Source organism: Euzebyales bacterium (assembly GCA_036374135.1).
Taxonomy (GTDB): Bacteria; Actinomycetota; Nitriliruptoria; order Euzebyales; family JAHELV01; genus JAHELV01.
The window spans coordinates 35,018-53,125 of the sequence record DASUUK010000024.1 but is presented as its reverse complement, the minus strand read 5'-3'; the positions used below and the strand labels follow the sequence as shown (position 1 = coordinate 53,125).

The following is an 18,108-nucleotide window of genomic DNA, read 5'->3' as shown; positions in this document are numbered from 1 at the left end:
GCCGGTCACAGCGGGATGTTGCCGTGCTTGCGCGGGGGGCGCTGCACCCGCTTGGTGCTGGCCAGGTGCAGCGCCTTGACCAGCTTGGGTCGGGTTTCGGAGGGCTCGATCACCGCGTCGAGGTAGCCGCGCTCGGCCGCGCGCCACGGGTTCGCCAGCTCGGCCTGGTACTGCGCGACGAAGGCGGCGCGTGCCGCGTCGACATCCTGCACCGCCGCGAGCTCCCGGCGGTGCAGGATGTTGACGGCGCCCTGCGCGCCCATGACCGCGATCTCGGCGGTCGGCCACGCGTAGTTCATGTCGGCGCCCGCGTGCGTGGAGCCCATCACGTCGTACGCCCCGCCGTAGGCCTTCCGCAGGATGACCGTCAGCTTGGGCACGGTGGCCTCGCAGTAGGCGTACAGCAGCTTGGCGCCGTGGCGGATGATGCCGCCCCACTCCTGGTCCGTGCCGGGCATGAACCCCGGGACGTCGACGAAGGTCACGATCGGGATGTTGAAGGCGTCGCACGTGCGCACGAACCGTGCCCCCTTCTGCGACGACTCGGTGTCGAGCACGCCGGCCAGGTGCATCGGCTGATTCGCCACGATGCCGACCGACGTGCCGTCCAGGCGCGCGAAGCCGACCACGATGTTGGGCGCCCAGTGCGGGTGCACCTCGAAGAACTCGCCGTCGTCGACGACGCGAGCGACGATCTCGCGCACGTCGTAGGGGACGTTGGCCGAGTCCGGCATGAAGCCGTCCAGGCCGGGGTCCAGCCGTTCCGGGTCATCGGTGGCCGGCAGGCGCGGTGGATCCTCCAGGTTGTTCTGCGGCAGGTAGCCGAGCAGGAACCGGATGTCGTCGAGGCAGGTCTGTTCGTCGTCTGCCGCGACGTGGGCCACGCCGGACCGTGTGCTGTGCGCCATGGCGCCGCCCAGCTCCTCGAACGACACGTCCTCGCCCGTGACGGTCTTGATCACCTCCGGACCGGTGATGAACATGTGCGACGTCTCGCGGACCATCAGGACGAAGTCCGTCATGGCCGGGGAGTAGACCGCACCCCCCGCGCACGGACCCATGACCGCCGAGATCTGCGGGATGACGCCGGACGCCTGGACGTTGCGGAAGAAGATCTCGCCGTAGCCACCCAGCGCCACGACGCCCTCCTGGATGCGGGCGCCACCGGAGTCGTTGATGCCGATCATGGGCACGCCCATGCGCACGCACATGTCCATGACCTTGCAGATCTTCTCGGCGAACACCTCGCCCAGCGAGCCGCCGAACACGGTGAAGTCCTGGCTGAACACGCCGACCTGCCGACCGTCGACCGTTCCGTACCCGGTGACCACGCCGTCACCGTAGATCCTGCGGTCCTCGACGCCGAACCCCCGGGCACGGTGCACGGCGAGGCTGTCGAGCTCGACGAACGATCCGGGATCGAGCAGCAGGTCGAGGCGCTCGCGGGCGGTGAGCTTGCCCTTCTCGTGCTGTTTGGCGATGGCGCGCTCGCTGCCCGCATGCTCCGCCTCGTGGATGCGGCGGCGCAGCTCGGCGAGCTTCTCGGCGGTCGTGTCCGTCAACGCATCGCCTTTCGCCGATGACTGCCCCGCAGCACGTGGTCACGTCCAGCTACGGCTGCACATTGTGTCCGCACCGGCCACGACCGGGCGCCACGTCATGCTCGCACGGCACACGGGTCACCACGACCGCGGCGGCGTCGGGCAAGGTAGCGTCTGGTGTGTCGAGCGTGTGGAGGGGGTCGTGAGCCAACCGCCGGGCAGTGTGCTGCAGCACCTCGTGACCGGACCGACGCTGATCTCGCACGTGCTGTGGTTCGACAGCATCGGATCGACGAACGCGGAGGTGGCGCGCCGGGCGGCCGGCGGTGCCGAGGCCGGGTTGCTGGTGCTGGCCGATGAGCAGACCACGGGCCGGGGACGGCAGGGTCGCCGGTGGACGGCGCCGCCGGGAACGTCGCTGATGGGTTCGCTGCTGCTGCGTCCGGAGCGGCCGCTCACCCAGGTCGCGCTGCTGCCACTGCTGATCGGGCTGGCACTGGCCGAGGCGTGCGAGCAGAACGTGTCGGGTGCGCAGCTGAGCCTGAAGTGGCCGAACGACCTGTTGGCCGATGCACGCAAGTGCGCGGGGATCCTCGTCGAGGTGCCATCCGCCGACATGGTCGTCGCCGGGATCGGGGTCAACGTCGACTGGCGGGACGTCGAGCGCCCCGCCGAACTTGTGGACGCGACGTCGCTGTCCGAGGTCGGGTGGGGCGCGGTGGACCGCTGGCGCCTGCTCCCGTCGCTGATCGAACGACTGGACGTGCGCTACGACGCGTGGCTGGCGGACCCGACGGGCTTCCTGCCGGCCTACCGTGAACGCTGCGCGACGCTGGGGGCGACGGTGCGCGTCGAGCAGGTCGACGGCGCGGCGATCGATGGCACGGCTGCGGGCGTCGGCGCCGACGGCGGGCTGGTGGTCGACACCGGCCGTGCCGTCGTGGTCGTGCACGCCGGCGATGTGCACCACGTGCGGTACCGCTGACCGGCGTCGCGCAGTGCCGGCTGGGTCAGTCCCGACCGATGGATCGCGCCGGAGTCAGGCGCCGAAGGCATCCTCGGTGACTGCCGGTCGCGGATCGCCGGTGAGCTCCCGCAGCAGTTCCACGCCCTCCTCCGGACCGGTCGCCAGCAGACGGTCGCCCATCTCGAGCGCCCGGTAGCCGCGGGGCCGGTAGATCCACCGTCCTCCGCGGTGGATCGCCAGCACGTACATCCCGGTCTCGGTCTCGATGGTCAGCTCGCGCAGGCTGCGCCCCTCCGCGGTCGATCCCTCGTTGACGATCGCATCGCTGACGATCTCGTCCGCCTCGGCCAGCGCGGCGGCGATGACCGGGTGCGGGTCGTCGTCGGATTCCGCGACACGTGTCATCTCCTGCGCCGCGTCGGCGATGCGCTCGCTGGACTGCCCGATCTGCATCAGTCCGCGCAACTCATCGATGTCGTCGTCGTCCAGATCCCTCGCCGCCCGCAGCACCCAGCGCTGCAGGTCGTGGTACAGGTCGTCACACCGGTCCTCGAGCCGGCCCACCTCGGAGGCCAGACCCGCGTCGCGGAACAGGATCGCCGAGTAGGCCATGCCGACCGCGACCTCGGCGATGTTCTTGAGCTCGACGAGCAGGTCGACCGCGCGGTCGAGGTTCGACAGCCGGGCCTGCTCGGCGGGAGGGCGTAGGCCGAACGCGTCGCCGCCGGCGAGCTCGCGGACCAGGTCGACACCGTCGCGTGGTCCCTGGAGGATCAGGACGTCGCCGTCGGCCAGCACGAAGTCGCCGTCCGGGCCGTAGACGAAATCGACGTCGCGGCGCAGGGCGATGATCCACATGCCCGTCTCGCTGGGCAGCATGGCGTCAGCCAGCGTGCGGTTGGCCAGCTCGTTGCCGTCCCGCAGCTTGACCCGCGCCATCACCTCCTCGGCGTGGCGCAGGTCGTCGCGCAGCTCGCTGGGCACGCCGAGGTCTTTGAGCACGACCCTGGCGATGTCCTCGGCGGCGTCGGCGATCTCCTCCATGGAGTTGGCCATGCCGAGGATGGCGGCCATGTCCTCGGCGTCGTCCGGCGAACGGCTCGCGAGCATGCACACGATGCGCATCTCGCGGACGGCCTGGTCCATTCGCTCCTCGAGGTGGATCACCTCACGCGCCAGGTCGTCGTCGTCGAAGAAGACCGCGGCGTAGGCCAGGTCCACCATCAGTTCCGACGCGTCCTTGGCGTCGGTCAGCAGCTCCTTGAGGTTGCGCACTACACGTGACCCACTGCTGCGCTACGTGACGTCAGGTCGTGACCTGCCGCTTCGCTACTTGAGGTCATGAGTATCAGAGTCCTACCACTGCGATGCCGATCACAAGACAGAGGATGCCGAGAAAGTCGATGCTCGATGTGACGATCGGGATGCTCGACGTGTCGGGGTCGAGCCCGAACCGGTACGACGCGGTGGCGGCGTAGTACGCGACCACGAACACCACTGCGATCGACAGCAGGCCACCGATGTCCACGGCACCCACCAGCGCCGCCGTGGAGGGCGAGCTGATGCGGAACACCGCGGCGCCCACCCGCGTCGCGAGCCCCACGACCGTGAAGCCGATCAGCCCCAGCAGGACGGTCATGCTGCCCTCCAGCATCGCCCTCCCGCTCGGCGCGCGGTCCGGCTGCAGCAGACCGGTGTGCAGCTGCGAGGACAGGCGGGCCGAGAGGATGCCACCGAGCGCGCCCGACGAGGCGATGAACGGCGGGATCGCGACGAGCAGGGCGGGATCGGCGATCAGCGTGTCCAACCGCGTCTCCAGCACGGTTCCCGCCAGCACACCCATCACCGCCGCGTAGCACAGCACGGGCGTGCTCTCGCGCACGATCGTGCGTGCGAGCGGGCTGGGATGGCGCACGCCGTAGACGGCGGCGACGACCGCCGCCACGATCAGCGCTCCACCGAGGACCACGTGGACGATCGGTGAACCGAGCAGCAGCACGCCGAGCAGCAGCGCCGGCAGCGTCGAGATGTCGGCGGTCGCGCTGATCACCGGCGTTCCGATGGCGTCCATGTCCCAGCTGCGCGCCTGCGCGGTGCGGGCCAGCGCGAGCGTGACCGCGAGAACGACCGCGCTCGACAGCACCGCGCCGACCGCCGAGACGATCACCAGTTGGAACACGTCGACGGCCTGGAGCCCGAACAGGGCGGACGAGCCGGCCGCCAGCGCACCGGTCAGCGCGGCGGTCGACAGCGACACCAGCAGCGCCGCCTCGATGTTGTCGGCGAGGAAGCTGCCGCGTCGCAGATCCGTCGTGAACTGGCCCATCAACATGCCGGTTCCCAGTCGGGCGCCCAGCGCGCCGAAGATCGCTCCGCGCATGCCGATGGCCGACGGCACCAGCACGAGCAGCCCCGGCGTGTCGGCCAGCGTGCCCTCCATCCCACCGAGGATGATGCCGGCGAACAGCGTGACGGTGATGCAGATCGTCAACGCCGTCACGCCCTGCCGCAATGTGGCACGCTCCGCCGACCAGTGCGACAGCATCCGTCGCACGGCGTGTCTGAACGGCTGCAGACGGCGCACGGCGACCGGAGTCTAGGTGGTGGCGCCGCGCTGGCGCGTGGTCGCGGCGTCACCGACGGACATGAGCGGCACGGCGAGCGTCCCGATGGCGTCCGGCCCGCGGCGCCCGGAGCGCGGGTCCCGACGGTAGCCTGCGGTCAGAACGGGCGAAGGTTGGAGGTGCCATGGCCGACGGCTTCGTACTGACCGAGGAGCATTTGGCGTTCCGCGACGTGGTCCGCGAGATCTGTGCTGACCGGATCGCCCCGCGGGCGGCGGAGATCGACCGGAGCGGTGAGTTCCCGAGCGACGTCGCCAAGACGCTGGCCGACAACGGGTTGCTGGGCCTGCACGTCCCCACCGAGTACGGCGGGTCGGGCGCGGACACGCTCACGTTCTGCCTGCTGGTCGAGGAGGTCGCGCGGGTCTGCGCGTCGTCATCGGTGATCCCGCTCGTGCAGAAGCTGGGCAGCATGCCGCTGCTCATGGCCGCCAGCCACGAGCAGAAGCAGCGCTGGTTCCCGGCCATCGCCTCCGGCGAGGACCTGATCAGCTACTGCATCTCGGAGGCCGAGGCGGGCTCGGATCCCGCATCGATGCGCACGACCGCCGTGCGTGACGGGGACGACTGGGTGCTCAACGGCACCAAGACGTGGATCTCGATGGCGTCGGCGTCGCAGGCGTTCACCGTGCTGGCGAAGACCGATCCCGACGCGGGTGCACGCGGGGTCAGCGCATTCTACGTCCGTCACGACGACCCGGGATTCTCGGTCGGCAGGGCCGAGGACAAGCTGGGCATCAAGGGATCGCCGACCTGCCAGGTGCACTTCGACGACTGCCGCATCCCCGGCGACCGCCTCCTCGGCGAGCAGGACCGGGGCTTTTTCTACGCGATGCAGGCGTTCGACCACACCCGGCTGGTCGTCGGCGCGCAGGCGGTCGGCATCGCCCAGGGCGCCATTGACGCGGCGAGCGCCTACGTCGCCCAGCGGAGGCAGTTCGGCCGGCCGGTCGGCGCGTTCCAGGGCGTGCAGTTCAAGCTCGCCGACATGGTCACCGAGACGGCCGCCGCGCGCCAGTTGGTCTACACGGCCGCCGCGAAGGCCGACCGCGGCGACGACGACCTGACGCTGTACAGCTCGATGGCCAAGCTCAAGGCGGGCGATGTCGCGATGGCCGTGACCACCGACGCCGTGCAGCTCCACGGCGGCTACGGCTACACGAAGGACTACCCGGTCGAGCGCTTCATGCGGGACGCCAAGATCACCCAGATCTACGAGGGCACCCAGGAGATCCAGCGCGTGGTCATCGCACGTCAGGTGCTGGGGCGCCTCTCGTGACCGCCGGTACCCCACGCGCCAGCGAGGTCGTCTTCGCCCGACCCATGGAGATCACCGACTCCAACGCGCTGGGCAAGGTCCACGGCGGTGTGGTCATGCGGGCCGTGGACTCCGCCGCGGGCACCGCGGCCGCACGGCACTGCGGGACGGTCTGCGTCACGGCGGCGATCGACGGCCTGTCGTTCCTCGAGCCGGTCGACGTCGGTGACATCCTGATCGTCCAGGCGCGCGTCAACGATGTCGGCCGGACCTCGTTGGAGGTCGGCGTCAAGGTCGAGGCCGAGCCGTGGCACGGAGGGCAGCGCCGGCACACGACCAGCGCCTACCTGCTGATGGTGTCGTTGGATGCCGATGGTCGACCGACCAAGGTCCCGCCGCTGCATCCCGAGACGGCCGACGACCGGCGGCGGCAGGAGCAGGCCCGGATCCGGCGTGAGCTGCGCAACGAGCGGCTGCGCCGTCTCAACGCGTACGGCAACGACGACACCCCGGCCGACGACAACTGGCGCGGTGATGACGGTCGACACGACGAGGCCGCGGCGGACGCGTCGCGACGCGCGGGGTGACGACCGCCGACGGCACCGGCCGGCCGCGTGGCTGTTACGGGTCGAGCTCGACCGTGTCGATCCCTGCCGGGGCGTCCGACAGCGCGTCGGGTGCCACCACAGCGGCGGTGACCCGCTCGGTCACCCAGCGCCGCCATGGCGGCGCGGCGTCGTCGGACCGTGCGCCGACCAGGCTCCCGCCCGCCAGCACCACGCCGGCCAGGACCTCGATGCCCGCAGCGCTGTCGAGCGGCGCGGCCAGACCTACCCGGGCGCTCTCGCCGAGCCGTCCCCGCCACCGGCCCGCTCCCGCGAGGACGTCGGCCTGGTCACGGCGATCTGCCGTGGTCACCAGAGCCGGTGACGCGGGATGCACCGCCTGGTCGTCGTACTCGTCGGCATAGGCGTGCACGTCCTCGCCGAGCACCACCAGACCGTCCCGCGGCTGTAGTGGCTCCACCGGTTCGGCGCGCAACCCGTCGCCCACGACCACGACGGGCCCGCGGGGATGTCGGTCGAGCCGGGACGTGTGGCAGCACACCGCCGTCGCGTCGGTCCGTGGTGTGCCGGCGATCTCGGGCATGACGGCGGCACCCAGCTTCCAGCAGGCGAGGGTGAGCACCGCTGCCGTCCAGTGGCCGTCGACGTCCAGCAGCACCGTGTCGCCCGGCCGCACGTCGACGTCCTCCGCGAGCAGGTGGGCGGTCTTGGCGGCCCAGTTGTCCGCGGTCGCGTACGACAACTCCGTGCGGGCACCTGTCCGGTCGTCGTAGACCGTCAGCAGCGGCCGGTCCCGCAACGTGCGCGTGCGTTCCTCCACGACGCGCGCGAGGGTCACTGCGCTGGCTGATCGGTCCATGCTGTCTCCTTCGTCCACGGTCGTGCGACGTGCTAGCGTCATCCGATGACACGCCGGTCGATCCGGCTATCACGTGGCGGTATATCCAGCCGGTTCTCCAGCACGGAAGGTCGTTGCGCTGTCGGACTTCTTCGACATGCGAAAGGACAGTGGGTGGCTTCCTTCAGCCGGCCCACCACCTCGTCGTCGCCGCGTCGCGACGGTGCTGCGGCGCAGCCTACTCGTGGCCGTCTGCTTCGCTCTCGGCGTCGCCCTGGCGCTCGGAGCGCTGGTCTGGCAGGGCCGTCACGAGCTGATCGGCACCCAGATCTCGCTGGACACGCTGGGACAGCCTCCCGTGTCGGAGGGCCCCTCGGAGCCGCAGGGCCTCAGCGGGGCGCGGACCGTGCTGCTGGTGGGCGACGACTCGGGCGAGGATCTCAGCCAGGGCTTCCGCAACCTGGGTGCCGGTGAGCGGGAGGGTCACCGCACCGACACGATCATGGTGCTGCGCATCGATCCACAGGGCGGGAAGGTCACCGGCATCAACTTCCCGCGCGACCTGCTGGTCACGCTCTGCGACGGCTCGCGCCAGCGGATCAACGCCGCCTGGTACGTGGGTGGACCGGACTGCCTGGTCGAGACGGTACGTGACTTCGCCGGCCTGCAGATCGACCACTACGTCCAGGTCAACTTCGAGGGGTTCGTCAAGATCGTCGATGCGGTCGGGGGCGTGGAGATGTACCTCGAGGAGCCGATGCAGGACAGCAAGGCGCACGTCGACCTGCCGCGCGGCTGCGTCTCGCTCGACGGCCGCGATGCACTGGGCTTCGTGCGCAGCCGCATGGACAACGACTTCGGACGCATCGCGCGTCAGCAGCGGTTCCTGAAGGAGCTCGCCGACCGGGCCACGAGCGTCAGCGTGCTGGCCAACCCCGTGCGGCTGTTCCAGCTCGTCGACAGCGTGGGCGAGCTGCTGACGGTCGACGAGGGCCTGGGCATCGGGACCATGCGGGAGTTTGCGCTCACGCTGCGCGATGTCGGCGCCGGCGACATCAGCATGGGCACGATTCCGACGGTGACCGACAGCAGCACGGGTGCCTACTACGAGATCCCGGTCGAGAGCGGAACCCGTGAGCTCCTGCAGGCGTTCGAGCGGGACGAGCTGGCGCAGTATCTCGGCGACGCGCCGGTCGACGAGCCCCAGCCGTCGGAGTCGGCCGCGCCCGAGCCGAAGATCCCCGTCGACGATCTCTCGCCGGTGACCGTGCTCAACGCATCGAACATCACAGGACTGGCGGCCAGCACGGCCGAGGTGCTCGCCGAGGCAGGGATGACCGTCGCCATGGTCGGCGACGCCGACCGCCCGGAGCCGGCCGGCGTCGTGATCACCTACCCGCCGGGCAAGTTGAGCGAGGCGCAGTCGCTGCGCATGGCCGCGTTCCCCGACGCGACGCTCGAGCTGGGCGACGAGTCGGAGACGCTCACGGTGATCGTCGACAGCGATCTCGACCCAGACCTCATCGACGTCGTCGGGGCAGAAGAGGACGAGAAGTCACCACAGGAGCGTCAGACCGCGCCGCCCCGCCCCGAGTACATCAACGCCGACGTTGACACCGTCGACCGCTGCTGACTGACCGATGGCGACACGATGCCGGTCACAGGCGATCCGGTGACCCAGCGGTCCGAGGGCGTCCCGGCGTCCTTCGTCGACGACGGTGGGGATGGCACGGCGGGCGCCGACTGGCCACACGTCTCGGTGGTCATGGCGGTGCGCAACGAAGCGCGGCACCTGCGCGACGCAGTCACCTCGGTGCTGGCGCAGGGCTACCCCGGTCCGCTCGACGTGACCATCGCCGTCGGCCCGTCCGATGATGCGACGGAGGACGTACTGGCCGACCTCGCGCGGGACGAGCGGGTGTTGGCGGTCGGCAATCCCGCGGGTTTGACGTCCGCCGGCCTCAATGCCGCGATCGCCGCCTCGACCGGGCCGGTGGTGGCGCGCGTCGACGGGCACGCCGTCATCCCGCCGGGCTACCTGCGTCGGGCCGTGGAGCTGCTGCGCGAGACCGGTGCCGACAACGTCGGCGGCGTGATGGCGGCCGAAGGCGTCACCCGCTTCGAACAGGCTGTGGCCGCCGCCATGTCGTCACGGTTCGGTACGGGCGATGCGCGGTTCCACTACGGGGGCGCCGCCGGCCCGGCGGACACCGTCTATCTGGGGGTCTTCCGGCGATCGGCGCTCGAGCGGGTCGGTGGGTTCGACGAGACGCTCGTGCGCACGCAGGACAGCGAGCTCAACCTGCGGATCCGCCGGACGGGCGGCATGGTGTGGTTCTCACCCGAGCTGCGCGTGCGCTACCGCCCGCGCGGCTCGCTGCGGGCGTTGAGCCGCCAGTACTTCGAGTACGGACGGTGGCGACGGGTCGTCGCCCGTCGACACCAGGGATCGCTGCGCTGGCGGCAGATGGTGGCACCCGGCACGGTCGTGGCCTGTGCAGGCGGTGCGATCGTCGGTGTCACGGGTCGGTGGTGGGGCTGGTTGCCCCTCGTCGGCTACGGTGCCGGCATCGCGACTGCCACGACGGTGGTTGGACGCCGGGTCCCGCCAGGGGTGATGGCGCGGCTGCCCGGGGTGTTCACCGCGATGCACGTGGCGTGGGGCATCGGCTTCCTCACGAGCCCACGCCAGCTCGGCGGGCCGCCGGCGCCGGATGGGCGGCCGCACGGTGACACCGCCCGGTGAACGTCCGAAGCGCCGCGCATCGTACGGGTGGACCAGCGTCGGTCGTCCATCCCGGGCCGCATCCCGTGCACGGGTCGCGGGCTAGAGTGAGGACGCGCGATAATCGGCCGTGGAGTTGGCGCGCCGCCGACGCGTCGACACGCCCGGTGCAGATCGGAACGCCCGTCGCTCATCGCGCAGGACGCGAGGACGGCCACACGAGGGGCCCCGGACCGGCCCTGGACGGACATCGATGGCAGCCACACAGTACGACGATCTGATCCCCCTGGGGCGCGCGATGCCCCTGCGGGTGTACCTGCGCACGCTCTGGGAGCGCCGCCAGTTCGCGATCAGCGTCCCGCTGGGCGAGTTGCGTGCCCAGAACATGAACACCGTGCTGGGCAACGTGTGGCTGCTGCTGAGCCCGACCCTGCTGGTCTGCGTCTACTTCGTCATCTTCGGCGTGCTCGCCGGCAGCCTGAACCGTGGGGTCGACAATTTCATCGGCTTCCTGACCGTCGGCGTGTTCACGTACCAGTACCTGCAGCGCGCGGTCGTGCAGTGCGCGCAGTCCATCTCCAGCAACGAAGGGCTGATCCGTTCGCTGGCGTTCCCGCGGGCCCTGCTGCCGATCGCCACGGTCGTGCGTGAGTCGCTGGCGTTCTACTCGTCGATGATCCTGATGGTGATCGTCGTCCTCGCGACGGGCGAACGTGTGACCGTCGACTGGACGAAGGTGTTGCTGCTCGTGCCGATGATGGCGGTCTTCGCGCTGGGTCTCGGCTTCGTGCTCGCGCGGCTGACCGACACGGTCCAGGACGTGCGCAACCTGCTGCCGTTCATGTTCCGGCTGCTCTTCTACCTGTCGGGCATCATCTTCGCGATCGACACACGGCTGCTGCGGCAGGCACCCGAGCTCGCGCCGTTCGCATCGCTCAACCCGTTCTTCGTCTTCCCCACACTGATGCGTGAAGCACTGATGACCACCTATCAGGTCGACCCGGCGATCGGCCGATGGCTGTGGCCGTCGGCCGTGGCCTTCACGGTCGTGTTGCTGTTCGGCGGGTTCATGTTCTTCCGAGCGGCCGAACAACGGTACGGCCGTGGCTGACGCGGACGTGGCGCAGGCGGTCACCGACGCCGACGCGGCGGTCGAGCAGTGGACCGAGGCCGAGATCGCGCGGCGACACCGGCTCGTCGCCGACCAGGCGATCACGTTCGGGCCACCGACACCGAGCCGGGCGCAGCTGCGGACGTGGAAGCGTCAACTGCAGAGCGTCGAGGAGCGGCTGACCGTCGTCGTCGACGACGTCCACATCACGTACAGGGTCTATGAGGACCGTCGTCGGCCGAAGGCCCGCGACCGATTCGCCGGCAGGGGGTCGCGCGAGTTCCGCGAGATCCACGCCGTGCGCGGCGTGTCGTTCGAGGCCCGCGCCGGCGAGTCGGTCGGCATCATCGGCCGCAACGGCTCCGGCAAGAGCACCCTGCTCATGGGCATGGCCGGTCTGCTGCCCGTCGACGGCGGGCGCATCCTCGCGCACAGCCAGCCGTCCCTGCTCGGCGTCGGCGCCGTGCTGCAGCCGTGGCTGTCCGGACGGCGGAACATCGTCATCGGCACGCTGGCGCTCGGCATGTCCAAGCAGGAGGCCGAGGCGGCGGTCGACGAGATCACCGAGTTCGCCGGCCTCGAGGAAGCCATCGACCTGCCGATGCGCACCTACTCGTCGGGGATGAAGGCCCGGCTGCAGTTCTCGATCGCGACGTCGGTCAAGCCCGAGATCCTGCTCATCGACGAGGCGCTGTCGGTCGGCGACGAGGTCTTCAAGCGCCGCAGCGACGAGCGGATCCGAGAGCTGCAGGACGCTGCGGGGACGATCTTCGTCGTCAGCCACGGGCTCGAGGGACTCGTCGACACCTGCACGCGGGTGATCTGGCTCGAGAAGGGCCAGTTGGTCGCGGACGGCGATCCGCGGACGGTCGTCGACCGCTACCGCACCGAGATGGCCAGCGAGATCCGTCGTGACAAGAAGCGGCGCGGCAAGGGTCGTGGTGCCCGCGGCAACGGTGGTGGCGGACGCGGCCAGGGGCGCAACGGCCGCGGCGGGGGCCAGCGAGGCAACCGGCGGGGTGGCGGCCAGGGGAGCAACGACCAGAACGGCGCGCAGGCCGGCGCTCGGCAGGACACCGGTGGCCGGGCGGGGGACGAGCAGGGAGGCGATGTCGCCCAGCCCGCCGTCGACGGCGCGGCCGGCGGCGCCCCGGAGGGTGGCCGCGGCGCCTGAGGGCGTCGCACCGCCCCAGACCACGCACGACCGCCCGGCATCGGGCCGGCATCCGTGTCCCCGTGGTCGCCTGTGGAACACTGCGCGGCAGACACGCGACGCGGCGGCGGTGACGACGGGAAGGAGGGCCGCGTGGGCCGCGCTGATCTCGACGACGCCCGCGTGGCGGTGGCGTGACGACGCTGCTCGAGCCCCTGCGGCTGCATCGACCCTCGACCGACGAACCGGCGGAGCGGGGCGCCGGGTACGACTGGCTGGTGGTCCTCGCGCTCGTCGGGTGCTACGCGGCCCTGCAGAGCGCCTTTGTCCGGCCACCGCAGATCACCGATCAGCTGCACTACCTGGTCGACGGCGCCAACCTGCCGCTCGTCAGCTGGCCCGAGCATCAGGGGCTGCGCATCGGCCTGACCATCCCCGTGTGGCTGCTCACCCGCGTGTTCGGGTACAGCGAGGTGGCCTACTACGGCGTGCCCTACCTGACGGGCGCCGCGCTGGTGAGCACCACCTACTGGCTCGGGCGGCTCGTGGACTCGCGCGCGGCCGGCGTGCTGGCTGCGCTGCTGATGATCGCCAACCCGCTGGTGCTGGACAACGGCAGCCAGCTGCTACCGGACCTGCCTGCGGCCACCATGGTGCTGGGCGCGGTGACGATCCTGGTATGGCACTGGCGCCGGTCGGGAGTCTCCGGGCCGCCCACGACCTCCGATCGGGCTGTGTTCGTCGGCGTGGGCCTGCTGCTCGGGTGGGCCTACCTGGTCCGCGAGTTCATCGTCTTCTGGTTCCCGATCGTCGTGCTGGTCGTGATCGTGTTGCGGCTGCCGTGGTCACGGGCCCGATTGATCGTCGCCGGTGTCGCCGGCGTGTGCGCCTTCGAGCTCGCGTGGGGGGCGGTGTTCTTCGGCGACCCGTTCACGCGCATCCTCGCAGCGCTCAACCAGCCGGCCTCCGCGCCCTGGCGGGTCGCGCAACGCACCGAACTGGTCGCCGGTGGCGCGATACCCGACACCCATCTCGAGATGCTGGTCGCGCTGCCGCGCTCCTTGGTCGATCTCCGCGCGGGTTGGGTGCTCGCGGTCCTGTTCGTCGTGCTGGTCGTCGCCGCGGTGATGGTGGACTCGCCGGCGCTGAGGCTGCTCGCGCTGTGGACGGTCGTGCCCCTCGTCCTGCTGATGTCGGCCGTGCAGCTCGCGTGGCTGTTCGGCGACCGGATCCTGCGCGTCGAGAAGCTGCGCTACTGGCTGCCGCTCCTGCCGCCGCTGGTCGTGGGGTCGGTGGTGGGGATCCTGGCGCTCGGACGTCAGCTCGCAGGTGACCGTGGCCGCCGCGCGGCGGTGGCGCTCGTGGGTGTCGTGGCCGCGGCGAGCCTCGGACTGACGGGCGCGGACCTCGACGACATGGGTACGTTCACGAGGCTGGGTCGCAACCAGATGCTCGAGCTGCGGGAGTGGGCGTCGACCAGCGGTCAGACGTGCACGACGATCTGGGTCGACACGGACCAGTGGCGGGCGAGCTCCCGTTGGGTGCCGATGTACCTGCGGACCTTCTGGGGCCGTCCGATCTGGCACGGTGAGCTGCGTCATCTCAACTCGGGCGACGACTTCGTGGACGTCTCTCAGCTCGAGACCGGCGCGCTGATCCGCTCGCGGGTCGCGATCCAGCGGCGGCAGCTCGAAGGGCTCCCCGTGCCCGACTACCTGCAGAGGCCACCCAGCGCGTGGCGGGTGCTGCTGGCGACCAACAGCGACCGCATCAGGGTGCTCGGGGTCGGCGACAGCACGTGCGCGCGCCCCTGACGGCGCAGCGCGGTCCGGCGCTCCTTTCCGCCCTGCGACGGGCGATGTCGACCCCCGCTGTGCCGCCGACACGGAGTGCTCGGACGCCGGTCGCGTTGTGCGCCACCGCTGGGTACGTCACCCCTTGAAGCGAACCCGGTCGTGTGCGCACAATGCGCGCCGTCGGCGCGCACGTCGACGTGCGCGGACTTGGCGGAAGGACCAACAGGGTGCGCAGGCTCGTCGTTCTGGTCGCGGTCCTGACGCTGCTGCTGCCGGCGGCGGCCACAGCCGCGCCGCGGGGGAATGGCAACGGCGAGGCCAAGGGTCTCGACCTGTACGAGGTGACGGCCGATCCGGGCACCGAGGCCCAGCTGCGCGGCGAGGGCTACAACGTCGCGTCCGCCGAGCCCGTGCGGAACGGGCGCAAGGTCAGGATCGAGCTGGTCCTCACCGAGGGTCAGGCCCATGCACTGCGCCAGGGCAACGGCCGCAGGCGCGGCCTCGAGGTCCGGCTCAAGCGCAGCGACGATGGGCTGACGACAGCCCAGGCGGCCACGCTCGAGGCCGACAACGGCTTCGAGGTGTGGCGAAGCTTCAGCGAGCCCGGCGGCATCGCCGACGAGTTGGAGCTGCTGGCCTCGCAGTACGACGGCCTGACCGAGCTCATCACCATCGGCGAGAGCGTCCAGGGTCAGCCGATCTATGCCATGCGCGTCACCGCCGACGCCGACCGGGTGCAGGAGGGCCAGCGTCCGGCCGTGCTGTACGTCTCGACCCAGCACGCCCGCGAGTGGATCAGCACGGAGGTCAACCGCCGGCTGCTGCGCCACTTCCTCGAGAGCTACGGCACCGATGCGCAGGTGACCAGGCTGGTCGACAGCCGCGAGCTGTGGTTCGTGCTGGTCGCCAACCCCGACGGGTACGACTGGACCTTCACCGACGGCCAGCGCCTCTGGCGCAAGAACCTCCGCGACAACGACGGGGATGGAGCGATCACCACCGGTGACGGCGTCGACCTCAACCGCAACTTCCCGACCAACTGGGGCTACGACAACGAAGGATCGTCCGAGGATCCGTCCAGCGAGACCTACCGCGGGACGGGTCCGGCGTCCGAGCCCGAGACGCAGGCGTTGGACGGGCTGGTGTCGTCGGTCGACTTCTCGTTCCTGGTGAACTACCACTCCGCCGCAGAGCTGATCCTGTACGGCGTCGGCTGGCAGGTCGACACGCCGACGCCGGACGACGCCGTGAACATCGCGCTCGCAGGCACCGACGCCAATCCGGCGATCGAGGGCTACGACCCCGATCTGTCGGCCGAGCTCTACATCACCAACGGCGACACGACGGACCACGCCCACACCGCCTACGGGGTCCTGGCATACACGCCGGAGCTCGCGACGTGCCAGACGGCGACCACCTACTTCACCGATGACGAGTTCGGTCCGGACTACTGCACCGACGAGGGACGGTCCGTCTTCGAGTTCCCCGACTCCGAGCCGCTGGTGGAGTTCGAGTTCGCCAAGAACCTCGATTTCGCGCTCGCCATGGCCGAGTCCGCTGACGACCCGGCCGACCCCGAGTCACCGGTCGGCACACCGGCGCCCGACTTCGTGGTCGACGACTTCTCCGTCAGCTACGGCGCGCCGCAGACGGTTGCGATGTGGACCAAGCGCGAGCACACCCGGCTCAGGATGCACCACTCGGTCAACGGTGGTCGCACGCGGGTGACCGACGTCTCCGAGTGGCAGGGCGGCGAGCGCTACGGCGTCGAGAACAACGTCTGGTACGCCGAGTACCGCGGTCAGATCACCGACATCGCGGCCGGCGACGAGGTCGAGGTCTGGTTCACAGCCAGGGATCTGCCCGAGCGCAGAGAGACCAGCGCAGGTCCGCGCGGTGGCGCAGAGACGGTCGAGAGTGACCACTTCACGTTCACGGTCGAGAGCACCAGTGGTGACGAGGTACTGATCGTCGCGGACAACAGCCCCGGCACCGACCTCGGTGGCACGACGCCGCTGGCGTACCTCGACTACTACACCAAGGCGCTCGACGCGGCCGGGTACGGCTGGGACGTGTACGACGTGGGCATCGACGGCCCCGCACCGCACCCGCTGGGCGTGCTGGCCCACTACGACGCGGTGGTCTGGTACACGGGCGACAAGCTCGTCACCAACTACCAGGGAGGGCTGAACACCACGCTGGTCGCGCACGAGGTCAACATGGCCATGCGCGACTACCTCAACGAGGGCGGCAAGATCCTCGCGACGGGCAAGAACCACGGCTTCGAGGAGTTCTTCCCGCTCTCCTACGGCGAGAACGCCGACCCGACCGAGGTCTGCACGAGCAACAACTGCCTGACGCTGTCGAACGACACCTACCAGTACTACTTCGGAGGTTACGTACGGATACGTCGCGGTGGGCTCGACGACGACGGCATCGCGTTCGACATCGCCGGTGTGGACACGCCGTACGCCGACCTCGAGTGGGGCCTCGACGGCGACGAGAGCGCGGACAACCAGGGCGCGCCGGGCGCCGCCAGCACGGGCACGGCGTCCTGGGCTGCGACCAGCGGTGTGCTGCCGGTCGACGAGTTCCCACAGTTCGAGTCGTGGCGGTCGGCCAGATGGCTCACCGGCGAGCCGGCGCCGTTCGAGCCGTCCGATGGCGAGTGGCAGGTTGCGGCCCAGCACAACGACCGGTCCTACAAGCGCCTGGCCCGGGCGATCGACCTGACGGGCGCCGGCACCAGCGCGACGCTCGAGTTCTCGACGACCTACCAGACCGAGGCCGACTGGGACTACTTCTTCGTCGAGGTGCACACCGTCGGCGAGGACAACTGGACGACGCTGCCTGACAGCAACGGGCACACATCGGTCGACACGGGCTCGTCGTGCACCAGTGGATGGGCGGAGCAGATCCACCCGCAGCTCGAGCACTACCAGACGGTGACCACCGACGAGGACGGCCAGGCCACGTGCTCGGGAACCGGCACCACGGGCGAGTGGCACGCGACATCGGGTCCGTCGGACGGCATCGAGGACTGGTCCATCGACCTGTCGGCGTACGTCGGTCAGCAGATCGAGGTCTCGCTGACCTACGCCACTGACTGGGCGACCGGTGACCTCGGGGTGTTCGTGGACGAGCCGGTCATCACCGCGGACGGCGCCACGCTGGCCGAGACATCGTTCGAGCAGGACCTCGGTGGCTGGGAGGTCATCGGTGCTCCGGAGGGTAGCGGGACGAACCCGACCGACTGGCAACGCATCGGCGCGATCTACCAGTTCGGGGCCGCGATCACGACCGAGGACACGGTGCTGCACGGCTTCGGGTTCGAGGGCATCGCCACCGAAGCGGAGCGCAACGAGGTGATGCAGCGCTCGATGGACTACCTGCTCGGCTCACCGTAGCTCGAGCCGCGTCCGATCGTGCGCGCGGGATCGGGAAGGCAGTCACGCGGTACTGCGATGCGTCCCGCCATGAGCTCGCCCGCGCCCACCGGGTCGCATGACGGGGCGCGTCTCGTCACTCG

Annotated in this window: 13 protein-coding genes; 9 read left to right on the top strand and 4 right to left on the bottom strand. The window is 70.3% G+C overall.

Annotated elements, in window-relative coordinates; genetic code table 11:
• Positions 1-5 precede the first annotated feature (5 nt).
• The gene (locus tag VFZ70_03025; protein ID HEX6254761.1) at positions 6-1,562 is read right to left on the bottom strand and encodes an acyl-CoA carboxylase subunit beta; all 1,557 of its coding nucleotides are present in this window, start codon (positions 1,560-1,562) and stop codon (positions 6-8) included.
• Between the two features lie 181 nt (positions 1,563-1,743).
• Between VFZ70_03025 and VFZ70_03020 the strand changes: the two genes are divergently transcribed.
• A complete protein-coding gene (locus tag VFZ70_03020; GenBank protein ID HEX6254760.1) occupies positions 1,744-2,526 on the top strand; it encodes a biotin--[acetyl-CoA-carboxylase] ligase in 783 nt (260 codons plus the stop codon).
• Positions 2,527-2,580: 54 nt separating this feature from the next.
• Here VFZ70_03020 and VFZ70_03015 read toward each other — a convergent pair whose 3' ends face one another.
• Both VFZ70_03015 and VFZ70_03010 read right to left on the bottom strand, forming a co-directional pair.
• The gene (locus VFZ70_03015) at positions 2,581-3,783 is read right to left on the bottom strand and encodes a TrkA C-terminal domain-containing protein (protein ID HEX6254759.1); all 1,203 of its coding nucleotides are present in this window, start codon (positions 3,781-3,783) and stop codon (positions 2,581-2,583) included.
• A 73-nt stretch (positions 3,784-3,856) separates the two neighbouring features.
• On the bottom strand, positions 3,857-5,053 hold the full coding sequence (locus tag VFZ70_03010; protein HEX6254758.1) for a magnesium transporter: 1,197 nt from the start codon (positions 5,051-5,053) through the stop codon (positions 3,857-3,859).
• A gap of 203 nt (positions 5,054-5,256) precedes the next feature.
• On the opposite strand from VFZ70_03010, the gene VFZ70_03005 reads away from it, so the two are divergent.
• Entirely contained in the window at positions 5,257-6,411 is a 1,155-nt protein-coding gene (locus VFZ70_03005; GenBank protein HEX6254757.1) for an acyl-CoA dehydrogenase family protein, read from the top strand.
• Positions 6,408-6,977 carry an acyl-CoA thioesterase gene (locus tag VFZ70_03000; protein HEX6254756.1) on the top strand — a complete coding sequence of 190 codons (570 nt, stop codon included), beginning with the start codon at positions 6,408-6,410 and terminating at the stop codon, positions 6,975-6,977. Before VFZ70_03005 ends, VFZ70_03000 begins: the two co-directional genes overlap by 4 nt.
• Before the next feature lie 34 nt (positions 6,978-7,011).
• Here VFZ70_03000 and VFZ70_02995 read toward each other — a convergent pair whose 3' ends face one another.
• A complete protein-coding gene (locus tag VFZ70_02995) occupies positions 7,012-7,815 on the bottom strand; it encodes a TIGR03089 family protein (protein ID HEX6254755.1) in 804 nt (267 codons plus the stop codon).
• A gap of 136 nt (positions 7,816-7,951) precedes the next feature.
• On the opposite strand from VFZ70_02995, the gene VFZ70_02990 reads away from it, so the two are divergent.
• The 6 genes from VFZ70_02990 to VFZ70_02965 all read left to right on the top strand — a co-directional run bounded on the left by VFZ70_02990 (position 7,952) and on the right by VFZ70_02965 (position 17,986).
• Positions 7,952-9,427, top strand: a complete 1,476-nt coding sequence (locus VFZ70_02990) for an LCP family protein (protein HEX6254754.1) — start codon at positions 7,952-7,954, stop codon at positions 9,425-9,427.
• A gap of 18 nt (positions 9,428-9,445) precedes the next feature.
• Positions 9,446-10,540 carry a glycosyltransferase family 2 protein gene (locus VFZ70_02985; GenBank protein ID HEX6254753.1) on the top strand — a complete coding sequence of 365 codons (1,095 nt, stop codon included), beginning with the start codon at positions 9,446-9,448 and terminating at the stop codon, positions 10,538-10,540.
• 232 nt (positions 10,541-10,772) lie between these two features.
• A complete protein-coding gene (locus VFZ70_02980; GenBank protein ID HEX6254752.1) occupies positions 10,773-11,630 on the top strand; it encodes a hypothetical protein in 858 nt (285 codons plus the stop codon).
• Entirely contained in the window at positions 11,623-12,804 is a 1,182-nt protein-coding gene (locus VFZ70_02975) for an ABC transporter ATP-binding protein (GenBank protein ID HEX6254751.1), read from the top strand. The genes VFZ70_02980 and VFZ70_02975 overlap by 8 nt, the downstream gene beginning before the upstream one ends.
• 173 nt (positions 12,805-12,977) lie before the next feature.
• Positions 12,978-14,597, top strand: coding sequence for a hypothetical protein (locus VFZ70_02970; GenBank protein ID HEX6254750.1), 1,620 nt, complete (start codon positions 12,978-12,980; stop codon positions 14,595-14,597).
• A gap of 209 nt (positions 14,598-14,806) precedes the next feature.
• A complete protein-coding gene (locus tag VFZ70_02965) occupies positions 14,807-17,986 on the top strand; it encodes a M14 family zinc carboxypeptidase (GenBank protein ID HEX6254749.1) in 3,180 nt (1,059 codons plus the stop codon).
• The last annotated feature ends 122 nt before the right edge of the window (positions 17,987-18,108 follow it).

Excerpts from the sequence above, each read along its gene's own strand:
- VFZ70_02990 (HEX6254754.1), top strand. The coding sequence starts at position 7,952 with ATGCGAAAGGACAGTGGGTGGCTTCCTTCAGCCGGCCCACCACCTCGT.
- VFZ70_03010 (HEX6254758.1), bottom strand. The coding sequence starts at position 5,053 with ATGCTGTCGCACTGGTCGGCGGAGCGTGCCACATTGCGGCAGGGCGTG.
- VFZ70_03005 (HEX6254757.1), top strand. The coding sequence starts at position 5,257 with ATGGCCGACGGCTTCGTACTGACCGAGGAGCATTTGGCGTTCCGCGAC.
- VFZ70_02985 (HEX6254753.1), top strand. The coding sequence starts at position 9,446 with ATGCCGGTCACAGGCGATCCGGTGACCCAGCGGTCCGAGGGCGTCCCG.
- VFZ70_02995 (HEX6254755.1), bottom strand. The coding sequence starts at position 7,815 with ATGGACCGATCAGCCAGCGCAGTGACCCTCGCGCGCGTCGTGGAGGAA.
- VFZ70_02980 (HEX6254752.1), top strand. The coding sequence starts at position 10,773 with ATGGCAGCCACACAGTACGACGATCTGATCCCCCTGGGGCGCGCGATG.